We start from the raw sequence: 15,042 nt of genomic DNA on the forward strand, positions 1-15,042 counted from the left end.
GGTAGTGTGAGCATATATGATGGGTTAAAAAAGACTTTCTGGGGTCCAACAATAGCCTGGAAGAGGCTCTTCACCAGACCGGTTACCATAAAAGTTCCAGAAGTCTACCGTGAAGCGGCAGAAAGGTACAGGGGATTTCACGTAAACGACTGGGATAAATGCTCGGGTTGTTCCACCTGTTCGAAGATCTGTCCGACCGACGCAATAAGGATGGTGCCTGTCGATATCACTGTAGAATCGGGAAAAAAAGCACAGAGACCGGCCATAGATTACGGTCGCTGCTCCTTCTGCGCCATGTGTGTCGATATATGCACCACTGGCTCTTTAAATATGACCAGGGAGTACATACATATATCCGACGATCCCGGCACTTTCTTCTTTTTGCCGGACGAGACCGGTATACACCACGATATTCAACCGATAGGTTATTCTCGCGACGAAGACTCTGAACTTCTCGATCTGGAAAGAGTTGTGATGAAAGAGCTTCCCGGAGAGGAACGCGTTGACTCCTTTATTGAGTTCGTGAAGGGTTATTCGAGAGAACAAGCCATAGCGGAAGCATCCAGATGCGTTGATTGCGAGCTATGCGTAGAGGCCTGCCCCGTTAACATGGACATTCCCCGATACATAGAGAGTGTATTCCATGATGACACGGAGGAAGGAGTCAACTGGATTTACAAAACCAACCCGCTTCCATCAGTTTGTGGAAGAGTATGTACCCACAAATGCGAAACTGTATGCTCGATTGGTAATAGAGGAAAACCTCTTGCGATAAGGTGGCTGAAACGTTACATCATGGATCAGGAGAAAACTGAAGACGTGATACGTTATGCTTTGAACGGAGAGGTAGTGAAGAAGGTTCGCGGGAAAGTAGCCATAATAGGTGCGGGCCCTGCCGGACTTTCGGCCGCTTACTATCTTTCACTGATGGGATACTCTACGACCATATTCGAAAGCAAAGCCCTTGCCGGAGGAGTTATGAGGTACGGAATACCGAGATATAGACTGCCTGACGAAGCCCTGGATAAAGACATAGAAGTAATAGAGTCGCTCGGGGTTGAAATCAAGTGTCTCACTACCGTCGGGAAGGATGTAACTTTGGAGGAAATACGCGACGAATACGATGCGGTTTTCCTGGGAACCGGATTCTCTAAGGGTAGGAGTACCGGTGTCAAAGGGGTAGATAGTGAAGGGGTAATCATGGCGATACCTCTTCTAGAAAAGATTCGCGACTACCTAAGGCAAGAAAGTGGAGAGAAGCCACCAGTAACCGATAGCGTTATCGTTATAGGCGGTGGTAACGTCGCGATGGATGCAGCCAGAAGCGTAGCCCGCATACAGAAAATGGAAAGGAATCACATCGATGTGAAGGTGACATCGCTAGAGTCAATGGAAGAGATGCCGGCCGACCTGGAAGAGATTCTCGAAGGTAAGGAAGAAGGCATAAAATACTTTCCATCTCGTGGACCAAAAGAAGTTTTGTTGAAAGATGGAAAGATCTGCGGATTAAAAACTATAGCTTGTACAAGAGTCTTTGACGACGACGGTAGATTCAATCCGCAATTCGATGAATCAGATCTCTCGACCATAGAGGGCACGATGATTATTGAAGCGATTGGTCAAGCACCAGATTATGACTTTATTCCTGTCGAAATAAAGGAAGAGATTCAATTCATAAGGGGCAGAATTCTTGTTAACGAAAAGGGACAGACTGCTTTACCGTGGTTATTTGCTGGAGGAGATATAGTGAACGGACCGGATATAATTCATGGCGTTGCCGACGGTCATAGAGCTGCGATAGGTATCGATGAATTCTTGGCGGGGGTGAAGAAGTGAGTGATTTGAAAAAAATTCTGGAACTTGCCCTTAGTTTTGAGAGATCAGGGCAGGAGTTTTACAAAAGCAACATGGAGAAAGTTAAGCAAGCACTGGCAAGGGAAACCTTTAAGTATCTGATGGATATGGAATCCTCACATGTGGAATTTATAAGGAAAATGATCGAAAAACTCAAGACCGATGAGACCATAAATATCGAAGCAACCGGGGAAAAGGACGAAATCTTCAAAGAACGTCTGAAGTCACAGGCTCTTTCCAGTAACACCTACAGCAACGATTTGGCCGATCTTTCGATACTGAGAATGGCTTACCTTATAGAGAAAGACTTCGTGGAGTATTACGGCAAGGCCTCGGAAAAGATAGAAGATGACCGGGCCAAGAAACTGCTGACAACTCTAAGAGTTTGGGAAGAGGGACACATGGAATTGTTGAAAAGACTTATGGAACGTATCTATGAAAAAAACGCGCTGGATCTGGGCTTCTACCCGTTTTAATCGAAGGTGATTATCGATCTACACCGGTGAATTTCGGAGACGGACAGAGCCGATGAATGGAACCTGAATGTTTGAAAAGTGATAGTATCTTTCTATACGAGCGTAAGATCATAGTGGAATTTAACTCTTGCTGCCATTACACTGTCCATACGCTCTTTCTTTCGTGTCATATACTTGGCGTTCAATGCAGTATAGAATGATCATAGTTTTTCTATTTGAGAGGAGGTTGTACAATGAAAAGGAAGCTTTTGTTCTTCGCATCGGTGGCGGCTCTGTTGATGTTGCTTCTTACCGGTTGTCCAAACGGTCCGAAAAGTTTCACTTTGACAATAACCACTTCTCCCGATACGGGGCTCCAGATAACTATCAATTTTGTCAATCAACAGACACCTTTCAGCCAGAAGTACGCGGAAGGAACGAATGTGAACGTTCAGGTTACAAGTCCTCAGGAAAAAGACGGTTCCGCGTTCGTGGTCGGTAACGATACCAAATACACCTTCCAGCAATGGAACGATTCAAACAACAACAACCCGAGAGATTTCACCGTCAACGGTAATTTCTCATACACGGCCCAGATGAATGTTCAGTACAAAGTCGATGTATCCTCCAATCCTGTCGGTGCGGCGGTAACAGGCGGAGGCTGGTACAACAAAGACACGAACGCCACGTTGACGGCACCGGCTATGGCCGGCTACACTTTCAGCCACTGGGTAATAAACGGTGTGAACGCCGGCAATACGAATCCTATGATCGTTCAGGTAAACGAACCCAAAAACGTCGTCGCTCAGTACAACGCTGATGTACAGTACACCTTGACGGTAACCACCCTTCCCGACATCGCTCTGGACGTGAGAATAGACGGAACGACTTATCCCTCTCCCAAGAGCATGGTGGTACAGGGCGGAAGCAACAAGCAGATCGCCGTGGTCGCCTACCAGGAGAAGGATGTATCGCCGTGGATGACGGGAATCGATTCCAAATATACATTCGCCAACTGGAACGACGGCAGCGCCCAGAACCCGAGAAATGTCACCATCGATTCCGATAAGACCTTCACCGCCAACATGACTACCGAGTACAGGATCGATGTCAGCGCCTCGCCCACACTGTGGGAGACAGGGACTTACTGGACACCTAGAGGAGCCGTCTGGCAGTTCGATTTCTCGGGTGATCTCGGACCTTACAACTTCAGTTACTGGCTGGTCAACGGCCAGAACGTGGGAAGCGCGAGACCTCTGGAATTGACCATAGACAGGCCCCATCAGGTAACCGCCGTTTTCGCCCTGCAGGAACCCGATTACACGCTGACGGTCACCACCTCGCCCCACACGAATCTGAACATAAGTATCGGGGGAACCCCTTACACCTCTCCCAAGAGCGTGGTGCTCGGAAGCGGAACAGCCACACTGATAGCCGTGACTTCTCCGCAGAGCAAGGATACCTCCGGTCAGGTCGCCGGAGACGATACGAGATACACCTTCCAGCAGTGGAACGATCTCAACACGCAGAACCCGAGAAACATCACCGTGTATTCGGATATAACCTACACGGCCCAGATGAAGCTGGAGTATCTGGTGGCGACTTCATCGAACCCTGTGGGAACGGCTATAGCTGGTGCAGGTTGGCACATAGTCGGAGAGATAGTGAACTTCTCGGCACCCCAAAAGGCCGGGTTCAATTTCAGTCACTGGGTTGTGAACGGTGTCAATGCAGGATCTGCCAATCCGCTTGCCGTCACAATAGATGCTCCGAAAAACGTCGTGGCCCATTACGTCGCGGCGGCCGGAAGGAACATCTGGGGAAATGTGACTCCTTACACAGGAGACGTGAAGACCGCCGATCTCGATGAATACGAGATAGTGTCCAACCCTGATATAAGAACGGTTCCCGAAGAGGCCGAGTACGTCGAGGGAGAATACATACTGAAAGTGGACTCCTTCAAAGATGCGGAAAGCTCCTTCAAGACCGCGACTACCGGAAGTATCGAGATCTTGAGAAGGATCGAATCGGCCGACGGTTCTCTGAGGTTCCTTCTGGTGAGCACGGATCTTTCAATGAAGGAACTCGAAAATCTGACCGGCGTGGTGAACGTATCGCGTAACTACCTCTTCTACCCACTGGCTACAACACCGAACGACACGTATTACCCCGTACAGTGGAACTACCCGCTTATTAACCTGCCGCAGGCCTGGGACTACACCGTAGGTTCGAGGAGCGTCGTGGTTGCCATAATCGATTCGGGGTTCAGTATCAACCATCCCGACCTGACGGGGGTTTTCACTGCCGGGTACAATTTTATAGACAACAACACGAACGTTTCAGAGCCCAACACCTCGGAAGACAGCCACGGCACTCACGTAGCCGGAACTGTAGCGGCGCTTTCGAACAACGCACAGGGAGTGGCCGGTGTCACTTGGGGAGGTTTCGGTATCTCCATAATCCCGATAAGAGGGATAAAAGACTCCAGCACTCTTATTAGCAGCCTCATATACGCGGTGGATCACGGGGCGAAGATAATCAACATGAGTCTCGGCGGACCGGCCGGGACCGAACCGCTCCACGATGCCATAAAATACGCCGATAGGAACGGTGTCGTCATGGTGGCGGCCTCGGGCAACAACGGAGACGGTAACATACTGTACCCCGCGAAGTACCCTGAAACGATAGCGGTCGGCGCGGTCTGGAAAGACGGAAGTACCGTCAAGAGATCGAATTACTCCTGCTTCGGTCCAGAACTGGACGTCGTTGCACCGGGAGGCTGGATGACATCCTACACCGACCCGAACGGAATATACAGCACCGGCTGGACGCCTGCGGGAAACAACTACATGTACATGCAGGGCACATCGATGGCCACGCCACACGTGACCGGGCTCGTCGCGCTACTGATGGGGGCCGGACTCACCGATCCTGACGAGATACGCCAAACGCTACGGGACACGGCGACTGATCTGGGAACGGCAGGAAGAGACGATTATTACGGTTACGGACTGGTAAACGCGCAGGCGGCTCTCGATTCTATAACCACTCCGCAGGAATTCAAGGTCTTCCTGAGGAACCCGGCGACCGGTGTAGATATAGCCAACACGACGATATCCGATTCCGGCTCCTACGGCTTCAGCAACGTAACACTGAGTCAGGTGAAGGTCTGGGCCTGGAGAGATATGGATGATAGCGGTACGATCAACAAGGGAGACCTGCTCGGCTACTACAACTACAACGGCGGAAAGCCGAACATAAATAACGCAACAACGTACGACCTCAGCACGGGCGACAACTGGATCGATTTCAAGTTCGCTCCAATCGTTGAAAATTGATAAAAACGACAGAAGTGGGAGCTCTCGCGAGCTCCCACTTTTTTTGGCCATTACTTCAAAAACTCTTCCAGCTCTTTTTCATTCTCTATACCCGTATCGCCCGTCTCGAAGAGAGTCCCCTTGTATATGAACTTGACCTTCTCACCGAGGGAGAGGACTTCTTTCAACCAGTCATCAACGTTGAATAGATCGAAATAAGCCTGACTGAACGCTTTTACCTTTACCGGTACGAGTTTTTCGACCTCTGGATTGTCCTCTATCCAAACTTCATCCTTTAGGTAGAATCCGATACTTCCGACGAACCTGTAATCGGACGTACCGCCTTCGACGAACTGGTCCATTTCCATTTCGGCGACTGATTTGGCCGCCATTACCGATCCCGTAGTCTGTGGGGCGACTCCCAAACCCCCTCTGTCAACCACTGCATTGTATGACAGGTGTCTTTCGGGAGCTATGAGGAAGGAAGTGAATTCATTTATTATATTGAACTTCTTCGAAAGTGCGATTATCTCCTGTGCGACTTCCTCCCTGGCCTTTTCGCTCAGACTGCTGTCGTAGCGATAGATATTGGCCAGCAAGGCGATTCTCTTCTGTGCCCATATCCTTGAGACGAATTCATTCCCTGCGATCTTGTCGATCTGGAAATAATACTCGTATGTGTGCCTTTCACCACCACGCGTGCCCTCTACCGTCACTTTCAGATCTCCCTCTTCGAAGAAGAGACCGGATAACCTCAGCGCATAACCGGAAAAGAGAGAATGAGGGCCAGTCGGTAGTACTTTCGCGGTCTCTATGCCTTCCATAGAGATCACCACGTTCTCGAGCGCGGGGGTTTCGATCGACCTGTAAAGTTCGGTCACTTTGCTCTCGATATTTTCGCCTTCAACTATGTAACTGACCCTTCCGGCGTTCTCCTGAACGAGCCGATCCAGAAGTTCGGCAACGACTCCCGTACCCACACCGAACGAGAAGAGATGTACATTCCTGGCCCTGGCTTCGTTGGTTGCATCGCTGACTATTCTGCCGGTTTCAGTTATTCCCGAAGTTGGAGCACCGTCTGTCAGGAAGAGAAGAACCTTGAACCTCCCTTCGTCGCCCCTGCTAAACATATCTATACTGGTTTGAAGGGCGCCGTAAATGTTCGTCATACCGTCGGCCTGAATCCTTCTGACTTTCTCTATCCATACACCCTTTTCAGAAGCGCTCAGCAGCCCCCCTGTCAGGTCGTAAATTCCGTCGTCGAAGGTCACGATCGCAAAGCGGTCGTCACTTCGCAGCATCTGCAACACCTGTTCTAGAGCCTTCTTCGCCTGTTCTATCTTTTCGCCGTACATCGAGCCTGATATGTCAAGTACGAAGACAACATCCTTGGGAATGATGCGCTCTTCCTTCAATCTCGGTATGAGAGTCAGCAGGAAGTAACCCTCCCCAGCTTTCTCATCCCAGAAAGTGGCGACAGAGGAGGGAATCTCTTCAGTTGAAGCCGTGAAGACCATTGCAACATCGGAAGACGGCACAAAGTCTACCGCCTGGAAGATGTACTCTCTTCCAGATACCCCGGATACCTGGACCTCTTTCAGGGTATGTGTTGGTGAAAAGACCTCGGCTATTTCATCGGTTGTCTTGATTCTTATGCTCACCCTACCTATCGGAGCAGTAAGAAAGCTGTCGATTTTCAAGGGATAGATCATGGTGTATGCGTTGGAAGAGATCTCCAGCGGTTGTGTATATTCTATATGGAATTGCCGCTTTTCACCCGGCTCGAAGGGAAAGACGCTCAGACGGATCAACTGGCTGCCGACGTATTCGAGAAGAGCCGGGTCTTTCAACTTGGCTACGATCTCCTGGTATATCTTTCTTGCCTCGTCGGCCGGAAGAACCTCGCCCTTAAAGACCTGGTCTCCCACTTTCATCACGAAGTCGCTTATAACTGCCGAAGAAGGTATGGGAAAGAGATAAACAGCTTCCAGTCTGTGACTGGAAACATTTTCGAACTCTTCCTCGATTTTTACCCTCGCTATCCCATTGTCGAGAGTGATATCGACATTGTGATAATTCATCTTGAAACCACCGATTCCCGGTTCAACCGGATGCGGAGGTATTACCACTCCGTTGGCGGCCAGCGGGGCCACCATCAACAACAAGAACGCTATGACACTCATTTTTTTCACGTGTTTCACCCCCTTTTCTTTCTACGGACTTATGACGCCTCTAAAAGCCAGAAAGTTTTCAGAAGAGAGTAACAAAACCCTCCGACCCCTTTCGAAATCAAAGTCCGCAGAGGAGCTACACGGTGAAAACCCGGAGATCGATATCGATCTCCGGGAATGTGTTCAGGGTAGGAAGGCAGTTTAGAATATCGAATCCGGTTCGTAGTAATTGGCCGCGTTTTCCGGTACGATCAGTTCAGCGGCAAGAATGATCTTAGAAGGAATCTGCTGCTGGTAGAAGCCGTTCAATTGTTCCCCTCTCATCGCCATCACGGCCATCGATATGCCCGTTGCGATCATCGAAGGAGGATAAGTCACATCGGCCTTGACGAGAGGATCGTTGTCCATAACCTTCTTGATCATTTCTTTGGAGCCGGCGCCACCGAGGAAGATCTTAATATCGTTTCTGCCGGATTCCTTGTAGGCCTGGAGAACGCCTTTCAGCACATCGTCATCCTGCGCCCAGACCGCATCGATCTTCTTGTACTTCTGGAGGTAATTCTCCATTATTTCCAGACCCTTTTCCGTCTGCCAGTACGCGGGTTGAGAGTCGAGAATCCTTATATCTGGATACTTAGCGATAACAGCTTTGAAGGCGTCGACTCTTTCGCTGTTGATAACACAGGGGATTCCCTCCAGCACGACGATGTCGCCTTTGTAATTGAGAGCTTTCGCGAGCCACTCTCCAGAAACACGGCCCAGACCTGGGTTGTCTCCTGCAACGTAAACGTTCTCGACAGGCTTGGTAAGGCCTCTGTCAACCGATACCACGAAGATTCCACTGTTGTAGGCCTTTTCAACAACCGGGGTAAGAGGTTCGGAATCGTGTGCCAGTATTACCAGGGCATCGATACCCTTTACCATAAGATCTTCAACGTCTCCGACCTGTTTCGCTGCCGAATCGGCCGTCACCAGGAAGAACTCTACATCGGGATCCTTTACGTTCCAGTCCTTAATTGCCTTCTGTGCCCACCAGACGATGCCGCCAGTCCAGCCATGATCTGCACTGGGTATTGCCACTCCGATTTTGATCTTCTCGGCCGCAAAGGCAAAAGCGGAGAGAAGGAAAACCACGAGAATAGTAAGTACCAACGCTTTTTTCACAAAAACACCTCCTTTTGGGTAGTAATTCGTCTTGTGTCCCATAAATACATTAATACCGAATTTTTCCGACGACGCTACTGGTTCTTTTTGCGCTGGATCAAAACTGCGCCGATGATAACTATACCCTTAACCGTACCCTGCAGATAAGGCGATACGCCCAGCATGTTGAGCATGTTGTTGATTATACCCAGAGTGATCGCACCGATCACCGTACCGAAGATCGACCCCGTCCCTCCAGTCATGGGCGTTCCGCCGATTATGACGGCGGCTATCGCGTCAAGCTCGTAGTTGGACCCACCTGTTGTCGAACTCATGGAGTTCAATCTTGCCGAGAGGAAAACGGCCGAGAAGCCAACGGTGATTCCGACCGTTACATACGAGATAAACCTGGTGAGATTGACCTTTATGGCCGAATACTTCGCGACCTTTGGATTTGAACCGACGGCACACAGGTACCGGCCGTAACGCGTCTGCTTGAGGATCACAGAAAAGATTATCGCGAGAACTATGAAAACCACGACCGGATTGGGTATCTCCAGTATCTTTCCCATCCCCAGGTCGGGGAAGAGGTTGCTCTGGGATCTAAAAACTCCTGCCGAACCCACATACAACGCCATTGACCTGAATATGGCCATAGTGCCCAGTGTGGCTATGAAGGGAGCGATCTTGCCCAGTGTGATCATGAGCCCGTTGAGAGCGCCGAGTCCCGCACCGAAGAGTATTCCAACTACCAGAGCGAAGAATATAGCCCATGCCTCGGCGGCGGCCCCAAAGACTCCTATCGCCCAGTTCAGAGTCAGTATAACCACGCCTCCGACGAGGGCAACCATAGAACCGACGGAGAGATCGATCCCTCCGGAAATTATCACGAAAGTCATGCCGAGAGCGATTATCCCCGTGTAGGAAACCTGCCTCATTATGTTCAGCAGGTTCTGCACCTGTAGAAAGTAAGGACTCGCTATCGCTGAGATTATAAACAGTACGGCGAGAGCTACCAGTGGACCGAACCTCTCGTATTCAAAACGTCTTCTGGAAGTTTCAACGGCCATATCATGCAACCCCCTTGAGTCCAGTCGCGTGAAGCATTATTTCTTCCTCGTTTATATGTTCTCCCTCCAGGATACCTGTGACCGTGCCCTCTTTCATAACGACAACGCGGTTACTCATACCGATTATCTCCTCGAGCTCGGAGGATATTATGATACACGAAACCCCTTCCTTTACGAGCTCGTTGATGAACCGGTAGATCTCTCTTTTGGCGTTGACATCTATTCCTCTTGTGGGTTCATCGAAAATGAAGATCTCCGGTTGCGGATCTAGCGACTTGGCGAGTGAAACCTTCTGCTGATTCCCGCCGCTGAAAAATTCAAGCCTTGTTTTTAGAGATGCTGCCCTTATGTTGAATTTATCCACGTACTGCTGGGTCTTTTCCTTTTCCAGCTTGTGGTTTATGAGTATCCTGGAGTAAGCCGGCAGTGATATCAAAGTCGTGTTGCCTATTATATCGAAGGAGACAAGTATTCCGCTACCCTGACGATCTTCCGACAGATAGGCTATTTTGTTTTTTACGGCATCGCTGGGAGATTTTATCTCCACGGCCCTTCCTTTGATGTTGATGGTGCCGGTCTCTTTCTTTCGTATGCCAATGATCGCTTCGGCCAGCTCCGTTCTCCCTGCCCCCACCAGACCTGCGAATCCCAGGATCTCTCCTCTCTTCAAGTCGAAAGAGATATTCTTCAGAAGACCTCGCACGGAGAGATTCCTGACTTCAAGAACAATTTCGTCTGACGGTTTGGTCTTTTCGGGGAAGACCTGGCTCAACTCTCTTCCCACCATTCTTTTCGCCATCTCATGCTCGTCCAGTTCGGCGGTCCCGGTTACGCTTATCGTGATACCGTCCCTGAGGACCATCACGCGGTCGCAAATGCTTTTCACTTCTTTCAATTTGTGAGAGATATAGATGATGGTTACGCCCCGTTCTTTGAGTCTCCTCATAAGGTTGAAGAGTATGTTTATCTCGTTCTGCGTGAGGACGGTCGTCGGTTCATCCATGATCAAAAGCTTCGAATCGTGGGCCAGGGCCTTGGCGATCTCCACCATCTGTTTCTGCGCCACACTGAGCCTCTCTATCTTTTCGTCTGGGTTTATATTGGTTTCTAGCTCCTTGAGGAGTTCCCGGGTTCTCTTCTTCATAGCCTTTTTGGCCAGAAAACCCCTGCCGGTGAGCTCGCTTCCGAGAAAGATGTTTTCGTAAACGTTGAGTTCGTTTATGAGGTTGAACTCCTGGGGAATGAGAGATATTCCGATAGCCTTGGCGTGTATGGGATCCTTGACCTCGACTTCCCGACCTTCGAAGAAGAGTTTTCCTTCGGTAGGGTTATAGATCCCGCTGAAAATTTTAACAAGAGTCGATTTTCCGGCGCCGTTTTCGCCGATTATCCCGAAGATCTCGCCCTTCTCTATTTCTACGTTTATATCATCTAGAACCCTGACCCCGGAAAACTCCTTGGCGATCCCCGAAGTCTTTATCAAGACCTCTCCCATTCTCCTGCTCCTCAGCTTCTAAGTGCATCGTCAAAGGCTATGTTGGAAGGTTCGAAATCCACCTTCCTAACGAACTGTGCCGCTTCGCGGGCTCCGTACTCCCTCTCCATACCGCTGTCTTCCCATTCTACAGAGAGAGGACCAGAATACCCAACGTTGTTAAGCTCTCTTATTATCTCTTCAAAATCGACTTGGCCGTGACCGAGCGACCTGAAGTTCCAGCCCCTCCGGGTATCACCAAAAGTCAGCATGGAGCCGAGGATTCCGGCCCTGCCATCCAGTGTAACGGCCGCATCTTTCATGTGAACGTGGTAGATCCTGTCGCCAAAATCGCGTATGAAGAGGTGGGGTTTAACTCCCTGCCATATCAGGTGGCTTGGATCGAAGTTGAAGCCGAGCGTCTTTCTATACTTGAATACCTCGAGCAGTTTCTTCGCGGTATAGTAATCGAAAGCGATCTCCGTAGGATGGACTTCTAGAGAGAAAGTCACCCCTTCGGAGTCGAACCTGTCGAATATCGGTGTCCAGAGATCGAATATCTCTTTATAACCGTCTTCCACCATCTTCTCCGTGGTCTGAGGGAAGGAATACCAGAACTTCCAAACAGGGGAGCCGGTGAAACCGGTGACGGTGTAGCAACCCATATTTCTGGCAGCTGTGGGTGCGAACATCATCTGTTTTATGCCCCAGGCTCTTATCTTTTCAGGATAACCCTTGCAACTGTCCGGTGCGAAACCGTCGAGCCTTGAATCGTACAGATCTCCTACACATTGCCCCTCAAGATGAGCGCCGAGCGCCCAGCATTTCAGATCGTACTTCTCGAGGATATTTTTCCTGTTCTCCACATAAGCGGGATCAGTCGCGGCCCTTTCGAGATCCATATGATCGCCCCAGCAGGCTATTTCGAGGCCGTCGTAGCCCCAGGAACTGGCTTTTTTGCAGATCTCCTCAAAGGTCAGATCGGCCCATTGACCCGTAAAGAGAGTAACCGGTCTCTTTCCCATAAATATCCCTCCTACATGTCTATCCATACGCTGCCGGCTTCAGAACTCTCGACAGCTTTGCTTATGAACTTGACTCCCTCGAGTCCATCTTCCACGCTCGGAAAATCCGCGTCGGAAATATCTTCACCTTTTTTCTTTTTCATCAGCGCAGTTGCGAAGTTGCGGTAGATGTTGGCGAAGGCTTCGTAATAACCCTCGGGATGACCCGCCGGGATCCGAGACGTCTTTGCGGCGTTCGGCAACATATAGCTTCCGCCCCTGGAAAGTATCTGAACCGGCTCACCGATATAGGCCACCCTGAGGTAGTTGGGGTTTTCCTGTTCCCACTCTATGGATCCCTTGCTTCCGAAGATCCTCACTCTCAGTCCGTTGTCGTGACCCACTGCAACTTGCGATGCCCAGTAAACGCCCCTGGCGCCGTTGTCGAATCTCACTAGTATCTCGGCGTTGTCGTCGAGCTTACGACCGGGAACGAAAGAGTCCAGACTGGAACACAGGGACTTGATCTTCAATCCGGTCATGTATGATACCGTATTCTCTATGTGGCTTCCTATATCCCCGACGCAGTTGGATCGGCCAGTCTGGGAGGGATCGGTCCTCCAGGAGGCCTGCATATTCCCAGTGTCCTCCAGACGTGTGGCCAGCCAGTCCTGGGCGTACTCACCCATTACGACCCTGATCTCTCCAATATCACCCCGCCGTATCATTTCTCTTGCCTGTTTCACCATCACATAACCGGAGTAGGTGTAAGTGACGGCGAAGAGCAATCCCTTTTTCCTCGCCAGTGCGGCGAGTTCTTCGGCCTGCGCCAGATCTATGGTCAACGGTTTCTCGCAGACAACGTTTATGCCGGCATTTAGAAACTCTCTTGCAATTGGATAATGCGTGTTGTTGGGTGTCGCGATATCTACGAAGTCTATGCAGTCTTCTCTGCCCGACTCCTTCCTGGCCATTTCAACGTAGTCTTTGTAAACCCTGTCGTCAGCGACGCGAAGTTTTTTCGCCGTTCTGAGAGTGTCTTCGTAATCTATCGAGAAACAGCCGGCAACGAGTTGTGCCAGACCGTCCATGGCGATCGCCTTTCTGTGTACGTCGCCAATGAAAGAGCCTTCTCCACCCCCAAGCATTCCATATCTCAGCTGACCTGCAGAGGCAATTTCCTTTCCTTCAATCATAATTCTCACCTCTAGTTCGTATTTGTTTGTTCTTTCCTGTCAGATTCACGAAGAAATAAGAGGAATCTCCTATTATTGAAATTATAGCCAAAGATTCACTCATTTCTGGTATGCCATCACGGTAATATAGAAAGAGGAAAATGGAATAAAATTATCAGAGAACGATCAAAGAACGATTGATCTGACCAGATGGGTAATTATCGACTCAGATCGTTCAGGAAGCCAGAAAACGAATATTGTACAGAGAAGGTTGCGGAGTATTTTATTTTTTGCCCCATAAAAATATCTACTTCAACCGAAGTGATTTTGTAGATGAAATTGAAGCGGGAATTTCTCCCGCTTCAACTCTGATAAGTCTTGAGTCCGCTCTTTATCTTTCCCCTCATGAGAAGGAAAAGCAGTCCTGTCGTGAGAGATATCCACAGAAGTTGTAGGAGAAAACCTCCCCATTCCGCGTTACGTGTAAGAATATCTTTCAGCGCGGCAAACGACCAGTAAGTCGGAGACCAGTAGAATATGAACTGTCTGTTTTCGGGTAAGACAAAAGCAATCATGACGGGCATCAACAGAAGTAGAACGCTTATTTTCATATTTGCCAAACCGGTCATCTGGCTGGAAGACATGACTCCGATCAAAAAACCCATCACTATGCCTATGACCGAACTCACAACAGTCACCATTATGAGCTTGAGTATATCCAGACCGCCAATCGCGAAGATCAAGACGGCCAAAAGCGCGTGGACTATCGGCACAGAGATCCCCATTATGCTCCTTCCCAGAAGGAATTCGGCCTTCGAAATCGGCGTTACCATCAAGGCCCTCATGGCTCCGCTCTCTTTCTCTTCGATTATACTGAATCCTATAATGAAGCCTCCCAGGGTAAAAGAGAGTATGACCACAAAGCTGAAACCGAAGAGTGTAATCGGCGGTATCACTCTTCCGTTGTCGCTGAAGTCGATATTTATCAATGACGTGTCTCCCTCGAGTACAGCCGAAATCGCCAGCTCTGCCAGTTCACGCGCCTGTGGCGATTCGTCGCCCTGCATCACCAGGACGTACTTCCCCTCGCTCTCATAGACTCCAATCCGGTCGTCTCCACGGGCTACCGCATCTTTCATTTCCTGTATGCTACCCACCTGTTCTACGTTTGCGTACCTGTCCAGCTGAACGGCCAGTTTAGCCGCGTTCTCTGGCACGACGAAATCGATCGACAGGCTCTGAAAATCCGGCGATATCAGTTTGAATACGATCGTTAGTATTATGGGCGCAAGCAGTGTATAGATCATCACTTTGTCCCTGCGGCTGTTCAGTGTGTCAAGCTTGAATATATTGAGAACTCTTCTCACATTCATCAAACC

General features: G+C 49.7%; 10 protein-coding genes. 3 read left to right on the forward strand and 7 right to left on the reverse strand.

What is annotated here, in order from left to right:
• Positions 1 to 6 precede the first annotated feature (6 nt).
• The 3 genes from MESINF_RS04030 to MESINF_RS04040 all read left to right on the forward strand — a co-directional run bounded on the left by MESINF_RS04030 (position 7) and on the right by MESINF_RS04040 (position 5,647).
• Complete coding sequence (locus tag MESINF_RS04030; RefSeq protein WP_169698648.1) at positions 7 to 1,836, forward strand: FAD-dependent oxidoreductase; 1,830 nt, start codon at positions 7 to 9, stop codon at positions 1,834 to 1,836.
• Positions 1,833 to 2,330, forward strand: coding sequence for a ferritin-like domain-containing protein (locus MESINF_RS04035; RefSeq protein WP_169698649.1), 498 nt, complete (start codon positions 1,833 to 1,835; stop codon positions 2,328 to 2,330). Before MESINF_RS04030 ends, MESINF_RS04035 begins: the two co-directional genes overlap by 4 nt.
• A 233-nt stretch (positions 2,331 to 2,563) precedes the next feature.
• Positions 2,564 to 5,647 (forward strand): S8 family peptidase, encoded by a 3,084-nt coding sequence (locus MESINF_RS04040; RefSeq protein ID WP_169698650.1) that lies wholly within the window; start codon positions 2,564 to 2,566, stop codon positions 5,645 to 5,647.
• 50 nt (positions 5,648 to 5,697) lie between these two features.
• Here the strand turns inward: MESINF_RS04040 and MESINF_RS04045 are convergent, their stop codons facing one another.
• The 7 genes from MESINF_RS04045 to MESINF_RS04075 all read right to left on the reverse strand — a co-directional run bounded on the left by MESINF_RS04045 (position 5,698) and on the right by MESINF_RS04075 (position 15,036).
• Positions 5,698 to 7,809: a VIT domain-containing protein gene (locus tag MESINF_RS04045; protein WP_169700813.1), complete on the reverse strand. Its 2,112-nt coding sequence runs from the start codon at positions 7,807 to 7,809 to the stop codon at positions 5,698 to 5,700.
• A 189-nt stretch (positions 7,810 to 7,998) separates the two neighbouring features.
• Complete coding sequence (locus MESINF_RS04050; protein WP_169698651.1) at positions 7,999 to 8,961, reverse strand: ABC transporter substrate-binding protein; 963 nt, start codon at positions 8,959 to 8,961, stop codon at positions 7,999 to 8,001.
• A 74-nt stretch (positions 8,962 to 9,035) separates the two neighbouring features.
• Positions 9,036 to 10,010: an ABC transporter permease gene (locus tag MESINF_RS04055; protein ID WP_169698652.1), complete on the reverse strand. Its 975-nt coding sequence runs from the start codon at positions 10,008 to 10,010 to the stop codon at positions 9,036 to 9,038.
• 1 nt (position 10,011) lies between these two features.
• Complete coding sequence (locus tag MESINF_RS04060; RefSeq protein ID WP_169698653.1) at positions 10,012 to 11,505, reverse strand: sugar ABC transporter ATP-binding protein; 1,494 nt, start codon at positions 11,503 to 11,505, stop codon at positions 10,012 to 10,014.
• Positions 11,506 to 11,516: 11 nt separating this feature from the next.
• On the reverse strand, positions 11,517 to 12,509 hold the full coding sequence (locus MESINF_RS04065) for a sugar phosphate isomerase/epimerase family protein (protein ID WP_169698654.1): 993 nt from the start codon (positions 12,507 to 12,509) through the stop codon (positions 11,517 to 11,519).
• 11 nt (positions 12,510 to 12,520) lie between these two features.
• Positions 12,521 to 13,684: a Gfo/Idh/MocA family protein gene (locus MESINF_RS04070; protein WP_169698655.1), complete on the reverse strand. Its 1,164-nt coding sequence runs from the start codon at positions 13,682 to 13,684 to the stop codon at positions 12,521 to 12,523.
• Positions 13,685 to 14,025: 341 nt separating this feature from the next.
• A complete protein-coding gene (locus tag MESINF_RS04075; RefSeq protein ID WP_169698656.1) occupies positions 14,026 to 15,036 on the reverse strand; it encodes an ABC transporter permease in 1,011 nt (336 codons plus the stop codon).
• Positions 15,037 to 15,042 lie beyond the last annotated feature (6 nt).

This window comes from Mesotoga infera, from assembly GCF_900157305.1.
GTDB lineage: Bacteria > Thermotogota > Thermotogae > Petrotogales > Kosmotogaceae > Mesotoga > Mesotoga infera.